Annotated in this window: 23 protein-coding genes; 12 read left to right on the forward strand and 11 right to left on the reverse strand. The window is 69.7% G+C overall.

Translation table 11 applies throughout. From position 1 onward, the window contains the following. Nucleotides 1–120 precede the first annotated feature (120 nt). From FHR38_RS09055 to FHR38_RS09070, 4 genes are read left to right on the forward strand one after another with little or no spacing between them, the layout of a single operon-like run. Entirely contained in the window at nucleotides 121–678 is a 558-nt protein-coding gene (locus tag FHR38_RS09055) for a hypothetical protein (protein ID WP_184534257.1), read from the forward strand. Further along, nucleotides 675–1757: a peptidoglycan-binding protein gene (locus tag FHR38_RS09060; RefSeq protein WP_221448963.1), complete on the forward strand. Its 1083-nt coding sequence runs from the start codon at nucleotides 675–677 to the stop codon at nucleotides 1755–1757. Before FHR38_RS09055 ends, FHR38_RS09060 begins: the two co-directional genes overlap by 4 nt. A 5-nt stretch (nucleotides 1758–1762) precedes the next feature. Beyond that, a complete protein-coding gene (locus FHR38_RS09065) occupies nucleotides 1763–2416 on the forward strand; it encodes an ABC transporter ATP-binding protein (protein WP_312882531.1) in 654 nt (217 codons plus the stop codon). 32 nt (nucleotides 2417–2448) lie between these two features. Next, nucleotides 2449–3672 (forward strand): ABC transporter permease, encoded by a 1224-nt coding sequence (locus FHR38_RS09070; protein ID WP_221449542.1) that lies wholly within the window; start codon nucleotides 2449–2451, stop codon nucleotides 3670–3672. A gap of 78 nt (nucleotides 3673–3750) precedes the next feature. On the opposite strand, the gene FHR38_RS09075 is transcribed toward FHR38_RS09070, so the two are convergent. The 3 genes from FHR38_RS09075 to FHR38_RS09085 form a co-directional block, all read right to left on the reverse strand. Further along, nucleotides 3751–4149 (reverse strand): VOC family protein, encoded by a 399-nt coding sequence (locus tag FHR38_RS09075; protein ID WP_184534259.1) that lies wholly within the window; start codon nucleotides 4147–4149, stop codon nucleotides 3751–3753. Between the two features lie 185 nt (nucleotides 4150–4334). After that, nucleotides 4335–5285 carry a malate dehydrogenase gene (mdh, locus tag FHR38_RS09080; RefSeq protein WP_184534260.1) on the reverse strand — a complete coding sequence of 317 codons (951 nt, stop codon included), beginning with the start codon at nucleotides 5283–5285 and terminating at the stop codon, nucleotides 4335–4337. A 174-nt stretch (nucleotides 5286–5459) separates the two neighbouring features. Next, on the reverse strand, nucleotides 5460–6323 hold the full coding sequence (locus FHR38_RS09085) for a bifunctional methylenetetrahydrofolate dehydrogenase/methenyltetrahydrofolate cyclohydrolase (RefSeq protein WP_184534261.1): 864 nt from the start codon (nucleotides 6321–6323) through the stop codon (nucleotides 5460–5462). Between the two features lie 179 nt (nucleotides 6324–6502). Here FHR38_RS09085 and FHR38_RS09090 point away from each other — a divergent pair, with 179 nt between their 5' ends. Continuing rightward, complete coding sequence (locus FHR38_RS09090) at nucleotides 6503–7036, forward strand: hypothetical protein (RefSeq protein WP_184534262.1); 534 nt, start codon at nucleotides 6503–6505, stop codon at nucleotides 7034–7036. A gap of 49 nt (nucleotides 7037–7085) precedes the next feature. On the opposite strand, the gene purH is transcribed toward FHR38_RS09090, so the two are convergent. Together purH and purN are read right to left on the reverse strand one after the other, a co-directional pair. After that, complete coding sequence (gene purH / locus FHR38_RS09095) at nucleotides 7086–8666, reverse strand: bifunctional phosphoribosylaminoimidazolecarboxamide formyltransferase/IMP cyclohydrolase (RefSeq protein WP_312881994.1); 1581 nt, start codon at nucleotides 8664–8666, stop codon at nucleotides 7086–7088. Next, on the reverse strand, nucleotides 8663–9283 hold the full coding sequence (purN, locus tag FHR38_RS09100; protein ID WP_184534264.1) for a phosphoribosylglycinamide formyltransferase: 621 nt from the start codon (nucleotides 9281–9283) through the stop codon (nucleotides 8663–8665). Before purN ends, purH begins: the two co-directional genes overlap by 4 nt. 229 nt (nucleotides 9284–9512) lie before the next feature. On the opposite strand from purN, the gene FHR38_RS09105 reads away from it, so the two are divergent. Both FHR38_RS09105 and FHR38_RS09110 read left to right on the forward strand, forming a co-directional pair. Beyond that, nucleotides 9513–9806 carry a CD225/dispanin family protein gene (locus tag FHR38_RS09105; protein ID WP_184534265.1) on the forward strand — a complete coding sequence of 98 codons (294 nt, stop codon included), beginning with the start codon at nucleotides 9513–9515 and terminating at the stop codon, nucleotides 9804–9806. A 30-nt stretch (nucleotides 9807–9836) separates the two neighbouring features. Next, nucleotides 9837–10436 (forward strand): DUF4190 domain-containing protein, encoded by a 600-nt coding sequence (locus FHR38_RS09110; protein ID WP_184534266.1) that lies wholly within the window; start codon nucleotides 9837–9839, stop codon nucleotides 10434–10436. A gap of 54 nt (nucleotides 10437–10490) precedes the next feature. On the opposite strand, the gene FHR38_RS09115 is transcribed toward FHR38_RS09110, so the two are convergent. The 5 genes from FHR38_RS09115 to icmB all read right to left on the reverse strand — a co-directional run bounded on the left by FHR38_RS09115 (nucleotide 10491) and on the right by icmB (nucleotide 15852). Continuing rightward, nucleotides 10491–11810 carry a cell division protein PerM gene (locus FHR38_RS09115; protein ID WP_184534267.1) on the reverse strand — a complete coding sequence of 440 codons (1320 nt, stop codon included), beginning with the start codon at nucleotides 11808–11810 and terminating at the stop codon, nucleotides 10491–10493. Nucleotides 11811–12020: 210 nt separating this feature from the next. After that, complete coding sequence (gene sucD, locus FHR38_RS09120) at nucleotides 12021–12908, reverse strand: succinate--CoA ligase subunit alpha (protein ID WP_184534268.1); 888 nt, start codon at nucleotides 12906–12908, stop codon at nucleotides 12021–12023. A 1-nt stretch (nucleotide 12909) separates the two neighbouring features. Beyond that, nucleotides 12910–14088 carry an ADP-forming succinate--CoA ligase subunit beta gene (gene sucC / locus FHR38_RS09125; RefSeq protein WP_184534269.1) on the reverse strand — a complete coding sequence of 393 codons (1179 nt, stop codon included), beginning with the start codon at nucleotides 14086–14088 and terminating at the stop codon, nucleotides 12910–12912. 215 nt (nucleotides 14089–14303) lie between these two features. Beyond that, nucleotides 14304–15122: a hypothetical protein gene (locus tag FHR38_RS09130; RefSeq protein ID WP_184534270.1), complete on the reverse strand. Its 819-nt coding sequence runs from the start codon at nucleotides 15120–15122 to the stop codon at nucleotides 14304–14306. A 325-nt stretch (nucleotides 15123–15447) separates the two neighbouring features. Then, on the reverse strand, nucleotides 15448–15852 hold the full coding sequence (gene icmB / locus FHR38_RS09135; protein WP_184534271.1) for a coenzyme B12-dependent isobutyryl CoA mutase small subunit: 405 nt from the start codon (nucleotides 15850–15852) through the stop codon (nucleotides 15448–15450). 201 nt (nucleotides 15853–16053) lie between these two features. Between icmB and FHR38_RS09140 the strand changes: the two genes are divergently transcribed. The 3 genes from FHR38_RS09140 to FHR38_RS32825 all read left to right on the forward strand — a co-directional run bounded on the left by FHR38_RS09140 (nucleotide 16054) and on the right by FHR38_RS32825 (nucleotide 18347). Continuing rightward, nucleotides 16054–16353: a hypothetical protein gene (locus FHR38_RS09140; protein WP_184534272.1), complete on the forward strand. Its 300-nt coding sequence runs from the start codon at nucleotides 16054–16056 to the stop codon at nucleotides 16351–16353. Nucleotides 16354–16510: 157 nt separating this feature from the next. Beyond that, nucleotides 16511–17239 (forward strand): M23 family metallopeptidase, encoded by a 729-nt coding sequence (locus tag FHR38_RS09145; protein ID WP_184534273.1) that lies wholly within the window; start codon nucleotides 16511–16513, stop codon nucleotides 17237–17239. Nucleotides 17240–17597: 358 nt separating this feature from the next. Then, nucleotides 17598–18347, forward strand: coding sequence for a M23 family metallopeptidase (locus tag FHR38_RS32825; protein WP_184539428.1), 750 nt, complete (start codon nucleotides 17598–17600; stop codon nucleotides 18345–18347). A gap of 89 nt (nucleotides 18348–18436) precedes the next feature. Here the strand turns inward: FHR38_RS32825 and pcrA are convergent, their stop codons facing one another. Next, nucleotides 18437–20857 (reverse strand): DNA helicase PcrA, encoded by a 2421-nt coding sequence (gene pcrA, locus FHR38_RS09155; RefSeq protein WP_184534274.1) that lies wholly within the window; start codon nucleotides 20855–20857, stop codon nucleotides 18437–18439. A 163-nt stretch (nucleotides 20858–21020) separates the two neighbouring features. Between pcrA and FHR38_RS09160 the strand changes: the two genes are divergently transcribed. Continuing rightward, nucleotides 21021–22862 (forward strand): bifunctional metallophosphatase/5'-nucleotidase, encoded by a 1842-nt coding sequence (locus FHR38_RS09160; RefSeq protein WP_184534275.1) that lies wholly within the window; start codon nucleotides 21021–21023, stop codon nucleotides 22860–22862. A 259-nt stretch (nucleotides 22863–23121) separates the two neighbouring features. Next, on the forward strand, nucleotides 23122–23523 hold the full coding sequence (locus FHR38_RS09165; protein WP_312881997.1) for a chorismate mutase: 402 nt from the start codon (nucleotides 23122–23124) through the stop codon (nucleotides 23521–23523). The last annotated feature ends 27 nt before the right edge of the window (nucleotides 23524–23550 follow it).

The following is a 23550-nucleotide window of genomic DNA, read 5'->3' on the forward strand; positions in this document are numbered from 1 at the left end:
TGGTGACCGACAGTCACGTCACTTCGGCGTCAAGGTTTTCGATGACGGCCGGGAAACACGTCACCCCCGCTAATAGGGGTACGGCCGGGAGGCACCCGGCCGGCGATGAGGAGACGATCGATGCGTTTCAGGAGAGCGCTCGTACTCGGTCTGCTGACCCTGGTGGCGGTGGCGGGCTGCGGCGGCAACGACGACGGCGACGGGGTGGCCACCGCCGGTGGCCAGGCCAGCGCCAGCGCCAGTGCCGGCGCGAAGGCCGGAACCGGCCCCGAGAACGAGCGGGAGAACGCCCTCAAGTTCTCGCAGTGCGTACGGGAGAACGGAGTGCCGAACTTCCCGGACCCGGAGCTCAAGGAGAACGGGGACATCTCCCTGAGCCTGCCGGAAGGGGCGGACCCGGCCAAGGTCAAGGCGGCCGAGGAGAAGTGCAAGCAGTACCAGCCCAACGGTGGTGAGCCGAGAAAGGCGGACCCACAGGTGCTGGAGCAGCTACGACAGTATTCCAAGTGCATGCGGGAGAACGGTGTTCTCCACTTCCCCGATCCAACCGACCAGGGCCTGCAAATCGACAACAACGTGGTGAACCCCGAAGACCCGAAGGTCAAGGCCGCCGAGCGGGCATGCAACAAGCACATACCGCCACCGCCCCCGGGCTCGCTGAACCGGAGTGACGGATGACCGGCGTCACCGGACGACGGCGACGGAGGGCGCGAGTGGTGGCCGTGGCGGCGGCCGTGGCCACCATCGGTGCCGCCGTCGCGGTGGCCACGGGGTTCGGCTGGCCGGAGAGCGAGAACGCTGATCCGACGCGCGGCGGTCTCCCCCCGGCGACCGCCGAGGTCACCCGGCAGACCATCGTCGAGACGCGGACCGAGAGTGGCGAGCTGGGCTACGGCGACCCGATCAAGGTGTACGGGCGACTCCCCGGAACCGTCACGGCGCTACCGGCCGTCGGTGCGAAGCTCGACCGTGGACAGGTGCTCTACCGGGTCAACGACACGCCGGTGGTGCTCCTGCAGGGCACGATTCCGGCCTACCGCACCCTTTCCACCGGCGTACGGGGTGCCGATGTCAAGCAGTTCGAAAAGAACCTCCACGCGTTGGGCTACCGGGGGTTCACCGTGGACGAGACGTACTCCAGCTCGACCGCCAGCGCGGTCCGGAAGTGGCAGGGCGATCTTGGCCTGCGGAGGACCGGCACGGTGGAATCGGGGCGGGTCGCCTACGCGACCGGGGCGGTACGGGTGGACAGCCTGACGGCCGCGGTCGGCGAGGCGAGCCAGCCGGGCCAGGCGGTGCTCGCCTACACCGGGACGACCCAGGTGGTCACCGTGGAGCTGGAGATGTCCGACCAGCGGTTGGCCCGTAAGGGCGTCGGGGTGGAGGTCACCCTGCCCGATGGCAAGGCCGTGCCCGGGAAGGTCAGCCGAATCCTGACGACGATCACACCAGCCGAGGGGCAGAACGCCGCGAAGACGACACTGCGGGTCACCGTCTCGGTCGACGATCAGCAGGCACTGGCCGCTCTCGCCCAGGCGACGGTGACGGTGGGCTTCACCGCCGCCCGGCAGGAGAACGTGCTGACCGTACCGGTGGCCGCGCTGCTCGCCCTGGCCGAGGGCGGATACGGGCTACAGGTGGTGGAGGAGTCGGCGACCCGGATTATCGCGGTGCAGACCGGACTGTTCGCTGGTGGTCGGGTCGAGGTCTCTGGCTCGGAGCTGACCGAGGGCATGACGGTGGGGATGCCGGCGTGAGCGCGGTGGTGGAGTTGGCGGAGGTAGGTAAGACCTACCCCGGCGGGGTCGTCGCACTGCGGGAGGTCACCCTCGCCATCGGGTACGGCGAACTCGTGGCCATCGTGGGCCCGTCCGGCTCGGGCAAGTCCACCATGCTGCATCTGCTCGGCACGCTGGACCGCCCCTCGTCCGGGGTGGTACGCGTCGACGGTCACGACGTCGCCGCCCTCTCCGACCGGCAACTGTCCGCGCTGCGGGCCCGCCGGATCGGCTTCGTGTTCCAGCAGTTCCACCTGACGCCGGGGCAGCCGGCCCTGGACACCGTCGCGGACGGGTTGCTCTACACCGGCGTACCGATGCGGGAGCGCCGACGGCGGGCGGAGGCCGCGCTGATCCGCGTCGGTCTCGGTAACCGGGTCGACCATCGACCGCATGAGCTCTCCGGTGGGGAACGGCAGCGGGTGGCCATCGCCCGGGCGGTCTCCGGTGAGCCGGCGCTGTTGTTGGCCGACGAGCCGACCGGAAACCTCGACTCCGCGTCTGGGGGTGCCGTGGTGCGGCTGCTCCGAGAGCTGCATGAGAGCGGCACCACGGTACTGGTCATCACCCACGATCGGGACCTCGCGGCGAGCCTGCCGCGCCAGATCTCGATGCGCGACGGGCAGGTGGTCCCGTGACCGGGTCACCACCACAGGTCGTTCCGGACGACCTGCCGCCACCGGCCAGGTCGAACGCGCGGGATCTCTCGCCAGCCCGGCTTCGCCCCCGGGACGTGCTGCGGGTCGGTGGTGCCGGGCTCCGCACCCGGCCCCTGCGGGCAGTCCTCTCCGCCCTGGGCATCGCGATCGGCATCGCCGCGATGATCTCGGTGGTGGGGATCTCGACGTCCAGTCGGGCCGATCTGGACCGGCAACTCGCCGCGCTCGGCACCAACCTGCTGACCGTGGCACCGGGTAGCTCCCTCTCCGGCGGGAACGCCACACTACCCGCCGAATCCGTTCCGATGATCTCTCGAATCGGGCCGGTGACCGAGGTCGCCGCGACCGGCAAACTACCCGAGACCCACGTCTACCGCCACAACCGGATCCCCGCCGCGGAGAGCGGCGGGATCTCGGTACTGGCCGCGCATCTCGACCTACCGGCCACGGTTGCCGCCTCCATCGCACACGGCACCTGGCTGAACGAGGCGACCGCCCGGTATCCGGCCGTGGTGCTCGGCAACGCCACCGCCCGACGGTTGGGCATCGGGGCCGCCGGAACGGATGTCCAGGTCTACGTCGGCGGCAGGTGGTTCACTGTCGTGGGCATCCTCGATCAGGTGCCGCTGGCCCCCGAACTCGACTCGGCCGCCCTGGTGGGGTGGCCGGCCGCGACGGCGTACCTGGACTTCGACGGCCACGCCACGACCATCTACACCCGCGCCGCCGATGCCGATGTGACGGCGGTACGCGACGTCCTGGCCGCGACCGCCAACCCGCAGGCACCCAACCAGGTCAAGGTGTCCCGCCCCTCGGACGCGCTGACCGCGCGGCAGGCCGCCGACCGTTCCTTCGCCGGGCTCCTCCTCGGGCTCGGTGCGGTGGCCCTGCTGGTGGGCGGGGTGGGGGTGGCGAACACGATGGTCATCTCGGTGCTGGAACGCCGTTCGGAGATCGGGTTGCGCCGATCGCTCGGTGCCACTCGTGGCCAGGTCCGGGTCCAGTTCCTGGCCGAGTCGCTGCTGCTCTCCGCCCTCGGGGGTATCGGTGGCGTGGCCGTCGGCATCGTGGTGACCGCCGGGTACGCCAGCACCCGGTCGATGCCGACGGTGGTACCCGGGTGGGCGATGGTCGGTGGGTTGGGGGCCACCCTGCTCATCGGCGCGGTCGCGGGCCTCTACCCGGCGATCCGCGCCGCTCGGCTCTCCCCCACCGAGGCCCTCGCCACGCCGTAGCGGTGTCGTGATGGGAGGGCGGTCGAGGACGGCCATATCGGCACCCATCCTCCCCGCCCTCCCACCGGTTCTCGGTTGCTACTCCTGGGTGGTCGGTTGGGTCATCCACTGCACGAGTTGGACGACGACACCGTTCGGGTCGGTCACCTGGAAGTAGCGCTCGCCCCAGGGCTCCGTCTCGATCGGAGTGGTGATCTCCACCCCCTCACGCTGGACGCGTGTGTACTCGCCGTCGATGTCCGCCACCACGAAGGCCAGGATGAGCCCGGCCGCGGGCTGGTCACGCAGGCTGTCCGGCTTCAGACTGGCGAGACCGGTACGCAGAAAGATGACGTTGAAGCCCAGGTCGTCCCGGGCGAGCGAGACGAACCCGTCGGCCGCCATCTCCTCCCGGAACCCGAAGTGCTGCTTGAGGAAGGCGGCTGAGGTGGCCACGTCGTCGACGTTCAGTGAGATGGCGGCACCGGTGATCTGCAACAGGATCTCCCTTGGTCGAGAACTCTTCGAGGCACGGGACCCCGTTTCCCCATACATTGTACACCATACGCCGTAGAGAGTTTAAAATTCCGGCGTGATCCGGAACGCAGATCGCCCCGCCACCTCAGCTGAGATGGCGGGGCGATCTTTCGACTCACACGGCTCGGCCGCGTCCGTCGTACGGGTCAGAGGTTGGCGACGTCGCCCTGCTTGGCACGAACCGCCTCGGCGGCCTCCTTCAGGCTGGCCAGCTCGTCGGCGTCCAGGTCGGTCTCGACGACCCGCCGTACGCCCTCAGCGCCGATCTCCGCCTCGACGCCCAGGTAGACGCCCGAGATGCCGTACTCACCGTCGACCCAGGCGCAGACCGGCAGGACGTCACCGGAGTCGGTCGCCACGGCCTTGGCCATCCGGGCGGCGGCGGCGGACGGGGCGTAGTACGCCGAACCGGTCTTCAGCAGCGCGACGACCTCGGCACCACCGTTGCGAGTACGGACGACCAGCTCCTCGATCTTCTCCGCCGGCATGACGTCACGCAGCGGCTTGCCGTCGACCGTGCTCTTGGACGGAACCGGGACCATGGTGTCGCCGTGCGAGCCCAGGGTCAGCGTCCTGACCGAGCCGACCGGCACCGAGAGCTCCTCGGCCACGAAGTTGCTGAACCGGGCGGTGTCGAGCATGCCGGCCTGGCCGAGCACCCGGTTCTTCGGGAACTGGGTGGCGAGCTGCGCCATCGCGGTCATCTCGTCCAGCGGGTTGGAGACGACGATGACCACGGCGTTCGGGGCGTACTTGGCGACGTTCTCGGCGACCTGGCGAACGATCTTGGCGTTGGTCTCCAGCAGGTCCATCCGGCTCATGCCCGGCTTACGGGGCAGGCCAGCGGTGATGACGACGACGTCCGAGCCCTCGATGGCCTCGTAGCCCTCACCGTTGCGACCGGTGGTCTGGCCGACGACCTTGGTCTCGAAGCCCTCAATCGGCCGCGACTGGTTGATGTCCAGCGCCAGCCCTTCGGGCTTGCCCTCCACGATGTCAGTGATCACCACGGTGTCGAAGACGTCGTACTCGGCCAGGCGCTGTGCGGTCGTCGAGCCGTAGAAGCCAGCGCCGACGACAGTGACCTTTTTGCCCATGGTCGTCCCACTCCCTGATACCAGTCGGGTTTTCCGGACCGTATCAGTCATGTTCGCACCGTTCGGGGCAGGGCCGGTGACCGTTGGCCGGATCACCACCCCCCGTTAATGCAAGGAAGGGCTCCTTCTTGTCGGTTTCTGCCGTGAAGGGGCCCTTCCCCACACAGAGCGCGGTCAGAGGTCCCGCTCGGCGCGCTCCACCACGTTGGCCAGCAACATGGCCCGGGTCATCGGCCCGACACCGCCCGGCATCGGCACCAGCGCGCCGGCCACCTCGGCCACCTCGGGGTCGACGTCCCCGGTGTAGCGGCCCTTGCCGTCCGCACCGATCACCCGGGTGATGCCCACGTCCACCACCACCGCTCCCGGCCGGACCATGTCGGCGGTGAGCAGCCCCGGTACGCCCGCGGCGACGATCACGATGTCCGCCTGCCGGGTGTGTGCGGCCAGGTCCAGCGTGCCGGTGTGGCACAACGTCACGGTGGCGTTCTCGCTACGTCGGGTCAGTAGCAGCCCCATCGGGCGACCCACGGTGTTACCCCGCCCGACCACGGCGACCTCAGCCCCACGAAGTGCCACGTCGTGCCGGCGCAGCAACTCCACGATGCCGCGCGGGGTGCAGGGCAGCGGGCCGGGATAGCCGAGCACCAGACGACCGAGGTTGACCGGGTGCAGGCCGTCGGCGTCCTTCTCCGGGTCGATCAGCTCCAGCACCCGCTGGGTGTCGATCTGGGCCGGCAACGGAAGCTGGACGATGTAGCCGTGGCAGGCCGGATCGGCGTTGAGTTCGGTGATGACGGCATCCACCTGCTCCTGCGTCGCGTCCGCCGGCAGTTCCCGTCGCAGCGACGCGATACCGACCTCGGCGCAGTCCCGGTGCTTGCCGTTGACGTACGCCTGCGAGCCCGGATCCTCGCCGACCAATACCGTACCCAGACCCGGGACGATGCCCCGTTCCGCGAGTGCCTTCACCCGTACCCGCAGCTCATCCTTGATTTCCGCCGCGGTCGCCTTGCCGTCCAAGAGGGTCGCCGTCACACCACGAATCGTCTCACGTCCCCAGGATTCTCGTGATCAGGGACCAGATCCGACGGTTTGCCGGTGTCGTGCCATCAGCTTCGCACGCACGAGGATCGCGACCCGCGATTCCCGTCGCCTGCCGATCGTCTGCCAGTCCGGTCTTCCGATCGATCCTCAGGGCTCGATATCTTGCTGGCATGTCCACGAGACGTGCAGCCGCCCTGATATCCGGGGCACTAACCGGAGGCGCCCTGTTGGCCGGGTGTAGCCCGGCGACGCCAGCCGGTGCCCCCGCGCCGTCCTCGACCGGGCCGGCGACGACCTCGACCAGATCGGCGGCAGCGGCGACCAGCCCGTCCTGCCCACCCTCCGCCACCTTTCCAGTCGACCCGATCACCAGGACCCCGGAGGCACCGGGAGTTGGCAACGGCGTCAGCCTGTGGGCGATGTTCTTCCCGAGGGAGGGGGAGAGGGAACTACAGGCCACCGAAGAAACAAAGATCGTCTGGCGGATGACCGGTACCGGCGATCTGCGCATCCGGGCCACCGGCCCGGACGACGTCACGGTGACCCCGATGTGGGGACCGGAACTCCACACCGGGAGCAACTGGTCGCGTCCCGGCACCGAATGGGGCACCGGCTGGATCTTCCCGACCGCCGGCTGCTGGACGGTGCAGGCCGACCGCGACAACGGGGCAACAGCGATGCTGACCCTACGAGTCGCGCCGTGATCTGCGCCCCGGGTACGCGGTCACCGGGGCGCAGATCGCGGCGGAACGGTCAGTGGAAGAAGTGCCGGGTCCCGGTGAAGTACATGGTGATCCCGGCGGCCTGCGCGGCGGCGACGACCTCCTCGTCACGTACCGAGCCGCCGGGCTGCACCACGGCCCGTACGCCCGCGTCGATCAGCACCTGCAACCCGTCGGCGAACGGGAAGAACGCGTCCGAGGCGGCCACCGCGCCCCGGGCCCGCTCGGCGCCGGCCCGAGTGACGGCGAGGTGCGCCGAGTCGACCCGGTTGACCTGCCCCATGCCCACCCCGACGGTTGCGCCGTCGGCGGCCAGCAGGATCGCGTTGCTCTTCACCGCGCGTACGGCCCGCCAGGCGAAGGCCAGGTCGCGCAGGGTGTCCGGGTCGGCCGCCTCGCCAGCCGCCAGCCGCCAGGTGGTCGGGTCGTCGCCGGGAGCGTCCACCCGGTCGGCCATCTGTACAAGTACGCCGCCGCTGACCTGCCGCCACTCGGCCGGCTGCGGCGACCAGGCGGGGGCGCGCAGCAGCCGGATGTTCTTCTTCGCGGCCAGCACCTCGACCGCGCCCTCGGCGTAGTCCGGGGCCACGACGACCTCGGTGAAGATCTCCGCCACCTGCTTGGCCAACTCGACGGAGACCGGCTGGTTGACCGCGATCACCCCGCCGTACGCCGACACCGGGTCGCAGGCGTGTGCCTTGCGGTGTGCCTCGGCCACATCCGAGCCGATCGCGATGCCGCACGGGTTGGCGTGCTTGATGATCGCCACCGCCGGAGCGTCGGCGAAGTCGTTGGCCGACCGCCACGCCGCGTCCGCGTCGACGTAGTTGTTGTAGGACATCTCCTTGCCGTGCAACTGCTCGGCCTGGGCCAGCCCGGCCGGGGTACCGGCGTCGACGTAGAGCGCCGCCTGCTGGTGCGGGTTCTCCCCGTAGCGCAGGGTCGCGGCGGGGCGCAGGGCGAGCCCGGCGAACCCGGGCCACGCCTGACCTTCCTCGCTCATCGTCACCGCGCACCAGTTGGCGACGGCCACGTCGTACTCGGCGATGTCAGCGAAGGCGCGGGCGGCGAGCGCGCGGCGCTGCGCCAGCGTGAAGCCGCCGTCGGCCACGGCCGCCAACACCAGGGGGTACGCCGAGACGTCGGTGACCACCGCCACCGAGGCGTGGTTCTTGGCGGCGGCGCGCACCATGGCCGGACCGCCGATGTCGATCTGCTCGATGCAGCTGTCGAAGTCGGCGCCGGAGGCGACCGTCTCGGTGAACGGGTAGAGGTTGGACACCAGCAGGTCGAACGGCTGTACGCCGAGCTCGTCGAGCTGGGCGACGTGACTGTCCAACCGTAGGTCGGCCAGAAGTCCGGCGTGCACCTTCGGGTGCAGGGTCTTGACCCGGCCGTCGAGGCACTCGGGGAACCCGGTCACCTTCTCCACGGGCGTGACCGGCACCCCGGCCCGCTCGATGGTCGCGGCGGTGCTGCCGGTCGACACGATCTCGACCCCGGCGGCGTGCAGCGCCTGGGCCAGCTCGGTCAGCCCGGTCTTGTCGTACACGCTGATCATTGCGCGACGCACCGGGCGTCGACCGTCTACTGCGGACCCGCTCTGGCTCACGGGATGGTGACCTTTCTTCCGATAATCGTCCAACCCTCGCGGACCAGCCGGCCGATCTGTTCGACCAGCTGACGCCGTTCGGCTTCCTTGATGCGTTCGGTGAGGGTCTCCTCGTCGTCGTCGTCGAGCACCGGTACCGCCACCTGGGCGACGATCGGACCGGTGTCGACTCCCGCGTCGACGAAGAACAGGGTGGCCCCGGTGAGCTTGACGCCGTAGGCGAGCGCGTCCCGGGGGCCGTGGATGCCCGGAAACGCGGGCAGCAGGGTGTTGTGCGTGTTGAGGTAGCGATCGCCGAAGGCGGCGAGGAAGTGTGGCCCGACGAGTTTGAGGAAGCCGGCCGAGATGACCAGGTCGGGACGATGCTCCGCGATGCGCGCCGTGAGTGCGCGGTCCCAGTCCTCGCGGCTCGGGTACGCCCTGACTGGCTCGACGAAGACCGGCACGCCGGCTGCGGCGGCCCGGTCGAGGCCGGCTGTCCCGTCCCGGTCCGCGCCGACGGCAACCACCTGCGCGCCGTAGGCCGGGTCGGCGCATGCGTCCAACAACGCCTGCAGGTTGCTGCCGGAGCCGGAGATGAGGACGACGAGGCGGGCGGCCGCCGCAGGCTCAGTCACGACAGCACCCTATCGGGCAGGTCGGAGGGCCCTTCCGGCCCCTCCACCGGCAACCATCACAATTTCTGACCGATGTGACAACTGCTCGGCAAGTTGCCAGCGCAGCACCCCCCCGGTGTCGCTTGCATTCGGTACGCTGCCGGACGCTCCGGAGTTTGGTCTCTCGATGAACGGCCGCTCTCCGTAGCCCTCCACCCACGAGAGACGACGGCACAAGGAGTCCACCACCATGCAGCCCGGCTACCCCTCGCAACAGCCGCAGCAGATCGACAACAACATGACGATGTCCATCGTCGCGATCTTCCTGTTCTGGCCGCTGGCCATCCCGGCCATCATGGCCGCATCCAAGGTCAACCCGCTGCTTCAGCAGGGTAACTATGCTGCTGCCCAGGCAGCCGCCGCCGATTCCAAGAAGTGGTCGAAGCTGGCCCTGATCATCGGCCTCGTCCTCTGGGCCATCAACATCATCTGCTGCGTCATCTGGTTCATCATCAGCTTGTCGGCAGCCTCGACCAGTGTCTGAGCGCATCTAAGTTCCTGACAGGAGTCACACATGCAGCCCGGCTATCCCGACCAGGACCCGTACGGTCAGCAACCACCGCCCCAGGATCCCTACGCGCAGCCGCAGCAGCCGTACGGGCAGCCCACCTCGGGTCAGCCGGGATACGGGGACCCCACCTCGGGCCAGCCGTACGGGCAGCCCACGTCGGGCCAGCCGGGATACGGGGACCCTGTTTCCGGTCAGCCGTACGGGCAGCCGGTGTACCCGGATCCGTACGGGCAGCAGCCCAGCTCGGGCCAGCCGTACGGTGCTGGTCAGCCATACGGTGCTGGTCAGCCATACGGTGCGGCGGGATACCCACCGGTTCCGGGCTACCCGGCACCACCTGCCCAACAGCAGAACACGCTCGGTCTGCTCTCGATGATCCTCGGTATCGTGGCCATCCCGACGTTCTGCTGCTACCTCGGCATCCCGCTGGGTGTCGCGGCGGTGGTGATGGGTTTCCTCGGCAAGCAGAAGGCGGACCAGGGGCTGGCCGACAACCGGGGTCAGGCGTTGGCCGGTCTGATCTGCGGCGCGGTCGCCGTCGGGCTCAGCATCCTCCTCATCATCCTGCAGTTCGGATTGGCCCTCGTGCCGACCACCTACTGAGTAGGTCGGCCACGTGTTCGGGGCGCTCCGGAACTTCCGGGGCGCCCCGCCGCGTCAGTGGGAACGGTCGGTGAAGACCCGGGCAGCGGTGATGCCGATCATGGTGCTCGCCACCAGCACGAGCGCGGCGATGGCCGCAACCAGCCAGGGCACCGGCCCCATCTGCACCAACCGGCCGCCGCCGAGCGGCCCGCCCGAGACCATGGCGGCGAACCCGAGCGACGCACCGGCCACCGGTCCGGCAATCGCCGCCGCCGCGAACAGCCGAAGCCAGCCGACCGGTGTGCGATCCCGAGCGGCGATGCGCAGCGTCCGGCGGGTGCCCAACCAACCGGCGGCCATACCGGCGAGCACCGGTATGGCGAGCAACAGCGCACCAAAGCCGCCGACGGGTCCGCTCGGGAGACCGGCGACCAGGGGTATGGCGGGCAGCGCGCCGACCGTCACCTCGGTGGTGCGTACGGCGGTGTCGGTGCCGACTGCGAACCCTGGCCCGAGCAGGTAACAGGCGGCCCAGATCGCGGCGTTGGGCGCGTAGGCGACGCTGACCAGGGTGATACCCGCCTGCCCAGCCACCCCGGTCCGATAGGCGCCGAGCATGTCGCTGGCCTCGCCGCCGCCGGTGGCCACGGCGAGTCCCGCCACGCCGGCTCCAGCCCCGAGTACGAGCAGTGCGGCTACCAGCCCGGTACGCACCCCGTCCCGCAGGGCGGCGGGAGTCTGCCCGGCCAACACCCCCAGGGCACGGGTGCTGCGTGCCGCGCCGAGCAGCGCCGACAGGGCACCGAAGGCGGCGAAGGTCAGGCCCGCCCGGGGCGGGGGGACGGTGATCCCGCTGAGGTCGACGGCGACCGCTGCGAGGGCACCGAGCACGCCGTACCAGAGGCCGACCGTGCCCGCGACGGCGAGTGCCTGCCGGGGCGAGCCGCGCCGCTGCGCGCCGATGGCCCGGCTGGTGTGTACGCCGGCCCGGGCGACCCGCCATGCCGCGAGAGCGCCGAGGGCCAGCGGTGCGAGGCCGATCGGACCAGCGCTGGTGCCCAGCGGCACACCGTGCCCCAGCAACCAGCCGGCAAGGCCGATCCGGATGGCCCCGGTGAAGGTGGCCGCATCCTCGGTGAGCTGGGCCAGGGCCAGGACGGTGGCGACCGGGAGGAACGAGACGAGCGCCGCCCAGCACGTGTTGACGCCGGCAGCGACCGCCAGTGGAGCCCGACGGCGGGGACGCGGTTCCACACCGGACCGCTGCACGGGTGGGCGACCGGTCCGGCGGGGCGGTACCTCGACCGGCTCGACCCCGCGGTCGAGCGGGTCGGTGTCGCCAACCTCCGAATGAGCGGAACGGTGCGGCGGATCAGGGGGGACGGGTGGCATCAGCGCCTACTCTGACACGTCCGCGAAACGGCCGCTGGCTGACACCACCGCTGGTCGCACCACCAGTTTCGTGATATGCCCACATATCACGCTTACCAGACGCATCCTCGGAGGACCACCGCGTTCACCAGGACCAGGGAACGAGACCCCCGGGTACGCAGACGAACGGGGCCGGCCGCACACCGCGGCCGACCCCGTCACGGGTGGTACTCAGTTACCGGTCATGATCTCCCGCATCAGGCGGGCGGTCTCGGTCGGCGTCTTGCCGACCTTGACGCCGACCGCCTCCAGCGCCGCCTTCTTGGCCTCGGCGGTGCCGGACGAGCCGGAGATGATCGCCCCGGCGTGACCCATCGTCTTACCGGGCGGCGCGGTGAAACCGGCGATGTAGCCGACCACCGGCTTGGTCACGTTGGCCTTGATGAACTCGGCGGCCCGCTCCTCGGCGTCGCCACCGATCTCACCGATCATCACGATCGCGTCGGTCTCCGGGTCGGCCTCGAAGGCCGCGAGCGCGTCGATGTGGGTGGTGCCGATGATCGGGTCGCCACCGATGCCGACGCAGGTGGAGAAGCCGATGTCGCGCAGCTCGTACATCATCTGGTAGGTCAGCGTGCCGCTCTTGCTGACCAGGCCGATCCGGCCGGAGCCGGTGATGTCGGCCGGGATGATGCCGGCGTTGGACGCACCGGGCGAGGCGATGCCCGGGCAGTTGGGGCCGATGATCCGGGTCTGCTCACCCTTGGCCACGTTGTAGGCCCAGAACGCGGCGGTGTCGTGCACCGGCACGCCCTCGGTGATCACCACGGCGAGGTCGATGCCGGCGTCGATCGCCTCGATCACGGCGCCCTTGGTGAACTGCGGCGGTACGAAGATGACCGTGGCGTCCGCACCGGTGGCCTGGATGGCGTCGGCCACGCTGGCGAAGACGGGCAGCTCGGTGCCGTCGAAGTCGACCGTCTGACCCGCCTTGCGCGGGTTCACGCCGCCGACCACGTTGGTGCCGGCCGCGAGCATCCGCCGGGTGTGCTTCATGCCCTCGGAGCCGGTCATCCCCTGGACGATGACCTTCGAGTCCTTGGTCAGCCAGATTGCCATCTCAGACCCCCGCAGCCGCGAGCTCGGCGGCGCGCTCGGCCGCTCCATCCATGGTGTCCACCCGCTCGACGAGCGGGTTCGCGGCGTCGTTGAGGATCGCCCGACCCGCCTCGGCGTTGTTACCGTCCAGCCGGACGACGAGCGGCTTGGTGACCTTCTCGCCCCGCTGCTCCAGCAGTTCCAGGGCCTGGACGATGCCGTTGGCCACCTCGTCGCAGGCGGTGATTCCGCCGAAGACGTTGACGAAGACGCTGCGCACCGCCGGGTCGGACAGGACGATCTCCAGCCCGTTGGCCATCACCGCCGCGCTCGCGCCACCGCCGATGTCGAGGAAGTTCGCCGGCTTGACCCCGCCGTGCCGCTCGCCCGCGTACGCCACCACGTCAAGGGTGGACATGACCAGGCCGGCACCGTTGCCGATGATGCCGACCTCGCCGTCGAGCTTGACGTAGTTGAGGTCCTTCTCCTTGGCCCGCTGCTCCAGCGGGTCCACGGCAGCCTGGTCGACCAGGGCCTCGTGGTCCGGGTGCCGGAACGCGGCGTTGCCGTCCAGCGTCACCTTCGCGTCGAGGCAGAGCACCGTGCCGTCCGCGGTCTTGGCCAGCGGGTTGACCTCCACCAGGGTGGCGTCCTCGGCGACGAACGTCTGCCACAGCTTGACCGCGATGGCGGTGATCTGGTCGGCCACCTCGGCCGGGAACTTGGCGGCGGCGACGATCTCCCGCGCCTTCGCCTCGTCCACCCCGACGTTGGCGTCGATAGCGATCTTGGCGACCTTGTCCGGGGTCTCCGCCGCGACCTGCTCGATGTCCATGCCACCAGCCACGCTGGCGATGCAGAGGAAGGTACGGTTGGCCCGGTCGAGCAGGTACGAGAAGTAGTACTCCTCGGCGATGTTCGCGGTAACCGTGATCATCACCTTGTGGACGGTGTGACCCTTGATGTCCATGCCCAGGATGTCGCCGGCCCGAGCCGTCGTCTCCTCGGTCCCCTCGGCGAGCTTCACCCCGCCGGCCTTGCCACGGCCCCCGACCTTCACCTGCGCCTTGACGACCACCCGGTCACCGAGGCGCTCGGCGATCGCCCGGGCCTCCTCCGGGGTCGTGGCGACGCCGCCGGCGAGCACGGGCAACCCGTGCCGCTCGAACAGGTCACGCCCCTGGTATTCGTACAGGTCCACGATTGTGTGTCCCGTCCCGTCTCCGCGACGCGCCGTCGCGCCGCCGCCAGCGTGAATTGAGTTGACGCCTGTCGTCAGATGAAACAGGCCATCGGCCGCAGCCTAGCGAGGTGGGCACCGCCGGCAACCGAGCGGGTGCGCGGTGTGCGGTAATGCACAGACCGACCGGAGCGCCGGCTTGTTCGGAGCGGTCCCGACCACCCGCCGGGACCGCCCTAGCTTACCGGGCACCGACCGGCCGAGAAGTGGCCGATGGCCTGCATGATCTCTGCTTCGGGCCGGTCCGCGAAGTTGACGGTGGCGGTCAGACCGGTGCCGAAGACCCCCTGCATCATGCTGCTGTCTACGGCGGTGTACGCCCCGAGGTTGCCAAGCATCCGGGGATCGCGGAGTTTGACGCAGACATACTTGTTGAACGTCCAGCGACGGCGGTAGACCTGCTCGACCGCCTCCCAGGGCAGCCAGATCGCCTGTCCCCGGGTGGGCCGGGTCTTGATCCACATTCCGGCCGGCCCCACCGCCAGCACCGGCCCGCCCGAGGCGACCATCCAGTACTGCAGGCCGAACAGCCCTCCGAAGGTCACGAGGAAGATCCCGATCCCGATCGCGGCCATGTCGAAACTGCCGGCCATCGCCATCAGGCCCAACGGGCAGGCACCGATCAGGAGGGCGAAAGCCATCAGCCCACCGAAGAAGAGCAGGTGTTTGCGCCCGCTTGGCCGTACGACGAACGGTTGGTCCTCGGGAATTCGCTTCACCACCGGTGCCGGCGCGGGCGGGGGTTGCTGCTGCCACCCGCCGGGCCCAGCCGGCTGCTGCTGGGGCCACGCGTGCTGCCCTGGCTGGGCGGGGCCGCCCGGCTGCTGGGGCCACGCGGGTGGGGCCGGCTGGGCGGGGCCGCCCGGCTGCTGGGGCCACGCGGGTGGGGCCGGCTGGACAGGACCGACTGGCTGCTGGGGCCACGCGGGTGGGGCCGGCGGCTGCTGCGGCCATCCGCCGGACGTGGGGGGCGGCTGGTGCGGGGGAACGGTCATGACTCGGCTCCTGAGGGCGGCGGTACGGCCTACGGGTCATGGGGTGACGCGCACAGGCTACGGCCGGGAGCCACTCGATGGGAAAACTGTCGACTCTTTTCGGCCGTCGCGTAACCCAGGCCGGAGGGCGTCGTTGAGTCAGATGTCAGAGCGCGAACGAGCGCGATGGCGGGAGCGGCCGATGCCCTGTCGGTCGAGGGGTGGCGGCGGGGCATCGTGCATAGAGAGGCCGGACGTGTGAGGGGTGCGTCCGGCCTCTCCCCCCGTCTTCGGACATCGCCGCCACTGTCGCCCGGCCACCGATGAGCCGCCCGCTCGCAGCGACTCAGGCGACCTGTTGGGCCACGTTCTGGTTGACCCAGTCCACGATTGACCTGGTCGTCGCGCCGGGCGTGAAGATCTTCGCCACCCCGAGCCGCTCCAGCTCCGGGATGTCGGCCTCCGGAATGATGCCGCCGCCGAAGACCATGATGTCCTCGGCGTCTCGCTCGGCCAGCAGTTCCAGCACGCGCCGGAAGAGCGTCATGTGCGCCCCGGAGAGTACGGAGAGACCGATGATGTCGGCGTCCTCCTGGATGGCTGCCTCGACGATCTGCTCCGGCGTCTGGTGCAGCCCGGTGTAGATGACCTCCATGCCGGCATCCCGCAGCGCGCGAGCAACCACCTTGGCACCACGATCGTGCCCGTCCAGCCCCGGCTTGGCCACCACGACCCGAATTCGAGAGCTCATCAGCGCAACACCTTTCAGGGCGGCATCCGCGGCAACTACCTTAACGAACGGTAACCTGCCTCCCGCGTACTCCGGAAGCCGGGAGTGGTTAGCCCCTCAGCGGCCAACGTCGACGTGAGCATCGACGGCGTACCCGGTCGGACGACAGCAGATCGGCATCACCATCGGCCCGTACCCGCCACCCGCCGGCACAGTGGACCGATGCTGCGGATCCTCACCCCGCGGCGGTGGGCGACCTCGGCCACGGGCCGGCTACGGGTGCTGGGGGCGCGCCCTGACCGTCAGCCGGCCCGACCGTCAGCCAGCCCGACCGCGACCCGCACCCGCACCCGCACCCGCACCGATCTGACCTGGCTTGCCCCGCAGGATCCCACCAGCGCCCCGGACAAGGAATATGACGATCCGCTGCCGGTCACAGACGGAACGCTACTAACGAAGGTATCCGCAAAACGTTACGACCTAGGCTATTCCATAGCGGACAGCCGCACTCCGTATCAGTGATTTGCGCGGTGCGGCTTGTGAGTCGTCTGGGGGTTGGCTACCGTGTCCAACGGTTGCCATCAGGCCCACAGCCGGGTGACGACGCGGTGATCCAGCGTTCATCTCCTGATACGACGCTGGTGAAGCCGCCTTATTGACCCGATAACGGAGGATGTGCGTGCGCCAGCGCTTGTCGTCTGAGCCGGACCGATATCGCGGTCGGCGTCGCGTCCCCACTCCTCCCCGCAGCCGCTACGCCGCAGTCGTCACCTCCGCATTCGTTGGCGCGGGCATCGTGGCACTCGGTGCCGGGGCCATGCCGGACGCCAAGACGGTCAACCCCAACACGCTCGCCGCCCAGCTGGAGAGCGAAACCCAGATCAACGCCGACGCCGCAGCCCGCGCCGCCGACGCCGATCGTGCCTCTCGTGACAACCCCCGCAGCAGCGTCGACGCGTCGACGACCGACGAGTCCGGCAACGTCTGGCTCCTGCCCCTACGCGGCTACCAGTTCACCACCCCCTACGGGATGCACTGGGGCAAGCTGCACACCGGCATCGACCTTGCCGCCCCCGAGGGCACCCCCTACCAGGCCATTCACGCCGGCACGGTGACCAAGGCGGGCTGGTTCGGCGGCTACGGCCATGCCGTGATCATCAAGCACGCCGACGGTAGCGAGGCGATCTACGGTCACTCGTCCAAGCTGATGGTCAAGGAAGGCCAGCAGGTGAAGGCTGGCGACCAGCTCGGTCTGGTCGGCAGCACCGGGCACACCTATGGACCTCAACTACATCTCGAGGTCCATGTCAATGGCGAGCCGAAGGACCCGATTCCGTGGCTCCAGGAGCGGGGAGTGGACATCAAGCTGGAAATGCAGCCAAGCTTCGCCGATGTAACCAGCTCCTGACTCTTTGCGCTGTCCAACCTACCGCCCGAACCTTACGGTTCGGGCGGTTTTTCGTTGATCACTCTCCGTCAAAGTTTCCTACGCCACAACAGGCGGTGTGAGCGACACCACGCCCCCACCGCACCTGCCTGTCGGTCAGTAACCGGCGATACCCGGACAACGGCCCCGACCGCAGCGGCTCACCGGTCGCCCATCGACGACCGACCTTCTACCCCTTTTCCCTGGTCAGAGGTGCGGCAAACAAATATTTGCCAGTCCGTGCCCCTCGACCACGAAGGTTCCCCCCGTGCAGGAAAACGAGTCGCTCGAGAACCACCACGACGCCCCTGAACGCGACGCCGAAGTGGGCCGCCACCGGATGCGCGGCAGGCTGACCACCGGCCGCACCCCCTACCTCGCCACCGCCCTCGTGGCGCTGGTCGGCTTCGGTATCGCCGGCATCTCCGCCGCCGTCACCCCGGACAGCCAGGACACCGCCGAGCCCACCGCCGTGGCCCTGGACGAGCGGACCCGGGCCGAGGCCGCCGACCGCGCCGACCGCTCCTCGCGGGACGACGCCACCGCTACCCCGACGTCGACCTCGTCGGCACCCAGCCCCTCGGCCACCACCGAGGCACCCGCGACCGACACCCCCAGTGCGGAGGCCACCACCCCCACCAAGGCAGCGACGCCTGCGGCGAAAAAAGCCACCACGGCGGCCAAGCCCAAGGCGGCCTGGGTACACCCGATGCCGGGCGCACCCACCACCTCCTGCTACGGGCAGCGGTGGGGCACCCTGCACGCCGGCATCGACCTGGCCATGCCGGAGAACACCGCGATCCACGCCGCAGCGGCCGGCACCGTCGTCAACGCCGGATGGGCGTTCACCGGCTACGGCATCTCCGTCGTCATCGACCACGGCAACGGCTACCTGACCCACTACGCCCACATGAACAAGACCGCGGTGAACGTGGGCCAGAAGGTCACCGCCGGCACCGTCATCGGGTACGAAGGCTCCACCGGTGACTCGACCGGCCCGCACCTGCACTTCGAGGTGCACAACGGCCTGTGGAACCAGGTCGACCCCGGTCCGTGGATGCGGGCCCGGGGCGTCGACCTCGGCTGCTGAGACGCTGCCCGTACCTCCCCCACACGAAGCCCGGCCTGGCAGTTGCCAGACCGGGCTTCGTGTCGATGTACGGAATCCGAGAAATCAGGTCAGAGCTTCTCGATCGGCGCGTGCCGCAGCACGAGCCACAGCTTCTGGTCGCCGAAGTCGATCTGGGCGCGCGCACCCGGGCCATGCCCCTCGACCGTGACTACCCGACCCAGCCCGTAGCGCTGGTGGTTGACCCGGTCCCCCGCCTCCACCTTGGGCGCCCGGGGCAGTTCGCTGGCGGTGGCGAGCCGGCTGCCATCGACCCCGAGGCGCTGGGCCAACTGGGCCGCCTTCGGCGTACCCCCGGCGAAGCCGCTGCCCCGGCCCGCCGGCTGCCGGTCGGCATCGGCCCGACCGCCCACTCCGCCGCCAGTGCCCGACCAGGACGTGTAGGAACCGCCGGTGCGCTCCCAGCGCACCAGGTCGGCCGGAAGCTCGTCCAGGAACCGCGACGGCGGGTTGTAGGAGGGCTGCCCCCACGCCGAGCGGGTGACCGCGCGGGACAGGTAGAGGCGCTGGCGGGCCCGGGTGATGCCGACGTAGGCCAGTCGCCGCTCCTCCTCCAGCTCCCGGGTGTCACCCAGCGAACGCAGATGGGGGAAGACGCCGTCCTCCAACCCGGTGAGGAACACCACCGGGAACTCCAGTCCCTTGGCGGTGTGCAGGGTCATCAGGGTGACCACCCCCTGGTGGTCCGGGTCGTCGGAGGGGATCTGGTCGGCGTCTGCGACCAGCGCCACCTGCTCCAGGAAACCAGCCAGGGTCGCCCCCTGCCCGTCCTCGGTCTGGGCCTCGATCCGCTCGGTGTACTCCCGGGCGACGCTGACCAACTCCTGGAGGTTCTCCACCCGGCCGGCATCCTGCGGGTCCAGGCTCTCCTCCAGCTCGCTGAGATAGCCGGAGCGGGTCAGTACGGCCTCCAGCACCTCCTCGGGCAGCGCGGTGGCGGACATCTCGCGAAGGCCGTCAAGGAGAGCGACGAAGTCCGCGATGCCGTTCGCCGCGCGGGTGGAGATGCCGGGTGCGTCCACCGCCCGACGCAGCGCCGCGCCGAAGGAGATCCGGTCGCGGGCGGCCAGCGCCTCCACGCACGCCTCCGCCCGGTCACCGATGCCCCGGCGCGGCGTGTTGAGAATGCGGCGCAGGCTCACCGTGTCGTCGTCGTTGACCACCGCCCGCAGGTAGGCCAACGCGTCGCGGACCTCCTTGCGCTCATAGAAGCGCACCCCGCCGACCACCTTGTAGGGAAGCCCGACCCGAATGAACACCTCCTCGAAAACCCGGGACTGGGCGTTGGTGCGATAGAACACCGCCACCTCACCCGGACGAGCCTCGTCGTCGTCGCAGAGTCGGTCGATCTCCCGGGCCACCCAGTCCGCCTCAGCGTGCTCGGTGTCGGCGACATAGCCGACGATCTGCTCACCGGCCCCCTGCTCGCTCCACAACCGCTTCGGTTTCCGGGAGGCGTTGTTGTCGATCACCGCGTTGGCGGCGTTGAGGATGGTCTGGGTGGAGCGGTAGTTCTGCTCCAGCAGGATGGTCCGCGCGTCCGAGAAGTCCCGCTCGAACTCCAGGATGTTCCGGATCGTCGCGCCCCGAAACGCGTAGATCGACTGGTCCGCGTCACCGACCACGCACAGCTCGGCCGGGGGCAGGTCGACGTCACCGCCGCCCACCAGCTCCTTGATCAACACGTACTGGGCGTGGTTGGTGTCCTGGTACTCGTCCACCAGTACGTGCCGGAACCGCCGACGGTAGCTCTCCGCGACGTGCGGGTGCGCCTGGAGCAGGTGCACCGTCGTCATGATCAGGTCATCGAAGTCGAGCGCGTGCGCCTCCTTGAGGCGCTGCTGGTAGCGGGTGTAGACCTCTGCCAGGGCCCGCTCGTTGGGGCCCTTCGCCCGACCGGCGAACTCCTCCGGATCGACCAGCTCGTTCTTCAGGTTGGAGACCTGGGCCGCCAGCCCTCGCGCCGGATAGCGCTTCGGATCCAGGTCGAGCTCACGCGCCACCATCTGCATCAACCGACGCGAGTCGTCGGCGTCGTAGATGGAGAACGTCGACTTCAGCCCGGCGTGCTCATGCTCGGCACGCAGGATACGTACGCAGGCCGAATGGAAGGTCGACACCCACATCAGCCGGGCCCGGGGACCGACGAGAGCGGTCACCCGCTCCTTCATCTCCGCCGCGGCCTTGTTGGTGAAGGTGATCGCGATGATCTCGCCCGGATGCACCTCCCGGGCGGCGAGCAGATAGGCGATCCGGTGGGCCAGCACCCGGGTCTTGCCCGAGCCCGCGCCCGCCACGATCAGCAGCGGCGTGCCCCCATGGGTCACCGCGTCCCGCTGGGGCCCGTTGAGACCGGCCACCAGGGCCTGTGGATCCAGCCCGGCTGGCGGCCTAGGGCGTGGTGACGACTGGGACGGGGAGGACGACGACGGTGGGTCGCCGATGGGCGGGATTTCGAAGAGAGCATGCATCGCGTGGCGAGTCTATGTCGCCGGTAGGACATCTCCACACCGCCGTCTCCCCCGATCGACGTCGAGCCGTCATGTGACAGGGTCTGGCGTGTTCGTCCCCGGCCGAGAACGATGACCGGGTAACAGCCTTGAACCTCCCCGTACCCCCACTTGGGAGCAGAACATGAGCCAACCGCGCTCGCGCGGCCGGGTACTGCGTCGCCTCGCGGTGCCCGCCCTCGCGCTGGCCCTCGTCGGCGCCCTGCCGATCGCCAGCGGCCCGACGCCGGCAGCCGCCAGTCCGACCACCAACCTGACCCCGATCTCGATCTCCTACGGGCACTCCCCGGCCGGATCGGTCCGGGGCAACTTCCTCAGCTACAACGACTTCCACGGCGCGATCGACCCGCCGACCGGCAGCGGAGCCACCGTCAACGGCACTCCCGCCGGTGGAGTCGAATACCTGGCGACCTGGCTGAAGAAGCTGCGCGCCGAGGCCCGTGCCGAGGGCCGCAAGACGACCACCGTCGGCGCCGGCGACCTGATCGGCGCGACGCCCCTGGTCAGCGCCGCCTTCCACGACGAGCCGACGATCGAACTGATGGACCAGATCGGGCTGGACATCAGCTCGGTCGGCAACCACGAGTTCGACGAGGGCGTCGACGAGCTGCTGCGGCTCAACCGGGGTGGCTGCCACCCGGTCGACGGCTGCCAGGACGGCGACGGTTTCGCCGGGGCGAAGTTCACCTACCTGGCCGCCAACACGGTCGACAAGCGGACCGGACTCCCGATCCTCCCGCCCGTGGCCATCCGGCACGTCGGCGGCGTACCGGTCGGCTTCGTCGGGGTGACCCTCGAAGGCACCCCGGGCATCGTCAACCCGGCCGGCATCACCAAGGTCGAATTCAAGGACGAGGTCGAGACCGCCAACAAGTGGGCCGCCCGGCTCAAGCTGCTCGGTGTCCGGGCCATGGTGCTGCTGATCCACGAGGGCGGTGCCCAGTCGCCGCCGCCGAGCACCCCGGGAGTCTCCGACTGCGCCAACTTCTCCGGCCCCATCGTGCCGATCGTGTCCGGTCTGCGCCCCGAGTTCGGCCTGGTGGTCTCCGGGCACACCCACCGGTTCTACTCCTGCTCGCTGCCGAACTCCTCCGGGGCGCACAGCGTCGTCACCAGCGCCGGCACCAACGGACAGCTGATCACCGACATCGACTACACGCTGGACCGGCGGACCGGCCGGTTCACCGAGATCACCGCGCGTAACGTGATCGCCGAGAACGGGGTACGCAACCCGGACGGCAGTTGGCAGGAGACCACGCCGGGCAGCTACGTCCGTAACCCGGACCTGGTCGATCCGGGCGCCAAGGCGCTGGCCGACAAGTACCGCCGGGCGGTCGCCCCGATCGCCAACCGGGTCATCGGCCGGATCACCGGCGACATCGTCCGCGACGTCCAGCCCAACCAGGAGAGCCCGATGGGCGACGTCATCGCCGACGCCCAGCTCGCCTGGACCACCGCCAACGACGCACAGATCGCCCTGATGAACCCGGGCGGCATCCGGGCGTCCCTGCCGTACGCCGCCTCTGCCGGGGACGAGGACCCCGGCGAGGTGACCTACGGCGAGGCGTTCACCGTCCAGCCGTTCAACAACCTGGTGGTCACCCAGACCCTGACCGGGGCGCAGCTCAAGAACGTGCTTGAGCAGCAGTTCCCGGGCTTCGGCGGGCAGACCACGCAGCGCGTCCTCCAGATCTCGGCCGGCTTCACCTACTCGTACGACACGACGAAGCCGGCGGGTGAGCGGGTCAGCGACCTGAAGCTGGGCGGTACGCCGATCGACCCGGCGGCCAGCTACCGGGTCACCACCAACGACTTCCTGGCCAACGGTGGTGACGGGTTCACCACCCTGCGGGAGGGCACCGCCCGCTCCACCGCGCCCGGCTTCGACGTCGACGCCCTGGTGGCCTACCTCGGCGCGGCGCCGGTGGCTCCCGGGCCGGCCAACCGCATCACCCGACTGGGCTGAACGGAAGGGTCCCTTCCTCTCGTTTTCCGTGCAGGAAGGGACCCTTCCTAACCGGAATGCTTGCGCGAGGCCAACCCACTCGGCATACTCGACCGCGTGATCGAGCAGGTGCGTGCCTACTTTTACTACGGCTCCGGGAGTCCGGCAGCCGTAGGTCGCGCCTGATCAACTGACCTACCGAAAGCCCCGGGCTCCTGGAGCCCGGGGCTTTCTGCTTCGGGATCCGGACACCGTGGCCTGTCTGACGAGGGAGTGCCCGATGATTACCAACATGGTGGAACAGCCTGCCGATCGCCTGGCCAACACGCCACCCGGACCGTCCGCCGAGCCTCACGCCAACACACCACCCGGACCGTCCGCCGACGCCCCCCAAGCCAACAGTGGGGCAGGCACCCAAACCGGCACGGATGCTCCGGGTGCGGCGGAACGTATCGCCGCCATCCGCGAGCGGATCGACGAGATCGACGACGCGCTCATCGCGCTCTGGCAGGAACGGGCGTCCCTGTCCCGGCAGGTCGGTGCCACCCGGATGGCCTCTGGCGGGACCCGACTCGTGCTCTCCCGGGAGCGGGAGATCGTCGATCGCTTCCGGGAGGCGCTGGGAGCCGACGGTACGCAGCTCGCCCTGCTCCTGCTGCGGGCCGGCCGCGGTCCCCTGTGAGCATCGCGCCGACCAGTCGCCACGCAC

The sequence above is a fragment of the Micromonospora polyrhachis genome (genome assembly GCF_014203835.1).
GTDB lineage: Bacteria > Actinomycetota > Actinomycetes > Mycobacteriales > Micromonosporaceae > Micromonospora_H > Micromonospora_H polyrhachis.

Excerpts from the sequence above, each read along its gene's own strand:
- sucD (WP_184534268.1), bottom strand. The coding sequence starts at position 12,908 with ATGGCAATCTGGCTGACCAAGGACTCGAAGGTCATCGTCCAGGGGATG.
- FHR38_RS09090 (WP_184534262.1), top strand. The coding sequence starts at position 6,503 with ATGTCCACGAGACGTGCAGCCGCCCTGATATCCGGGGCACTAACCGGA.
- FHR38_RS32825 (WP_184539428.1), top strand. The coding sequence starts at position 17,598 with ATGCGCGGCAGGCTGACCACCGGCCGCACCCCCTACCTCGCCACCGCC.
- icmB (WP_184534271.1), bottom strand. The coding sequence starts at position 15,852 with ATGAGCTCTCGAATTCGGGTCGTGGTGGCCAAGCCGGGGCTGGACGGG.
- FHR38_RS09115 (WP_184534267.1), bottom strand. The coding sequence starts at position 11,810 with ATGCCACCCGTCCCCCCTGATCCGCCGCACCGTTCCGCTCATTCGGAG.
- FHR38_RS09060 (WP_221448963.1), top strand. The coding sequence starts at position 675 with ATGACCGGCGTCACCGGACGACGGCGACGGAGGGCGCGAGTGGTGGCC.
- FHR38_RS09105 (WP_184534265.1), top strand. The coding sequence starts at position 9,513 with ATGCAGCCCGGCTACCCCTCGCAACAGCCGCAGCAGATCGACAACAAC.
- pcrA (WP_184534274.1), bottom strand. The coding sequence starts at position 20,857 with ATGCATGCTCTCTTCGAAATCCCGCCCATCGGCGACCCACCGTCGTCG.
- FHR38_RS09165 (WP_312881997.1), top strand. The coding sequence starts at position 23,122 with ATGATTACCAACATGGTGGAACAGCCTGCCGATCGCCTGGCCAACACG.
- FHR38_RS09140 (WP_184534272.1), top strand. The coding sequence starts at position 16,054 with ATGCTGCGGATCCTCACCCCGCGGCGGTGGGCGACCTCGGCCACGGGC.
- FHR38_RS09160 (WP_184534275.1), top strand. The coding sequence starts at position 21,021 with ATGAGCCAACCGCGCTCGCGCGGCCGGGTACTGCGTCGCCTCGCGGTG.
- mdh (WP_184534260.1), bottom strand. The coding sequence starts at position 5,285 with ATGGGCAAAAAGGTCACTGTCGTCGGCGCTGGCTTCTACGGCTCGACG.
- FHR38_RS09110 (WP_184534266.1), top strand. The coding sequence starts at position 9,837 with ATGCAGCCCGGCTATCCCGACCAGGACCCGTACGGTCAGCAACCACCG.
- FHR38_RS09055 (WP_184534257.1), top strand. The coding sequence starts at position 121 with ATGCGTTTCAGGAGAGCGCTCGTACTCGGTCTGCTGACCCTGGTGGCG.
- FHR38_RS09130 (WP_184534270.1), bottom strand. The coding sequence starts at position 15,122 with ATGACCGTTCCCCCGCACCAGCCGCCCCCCACGTCCGGCGGATGGCCG.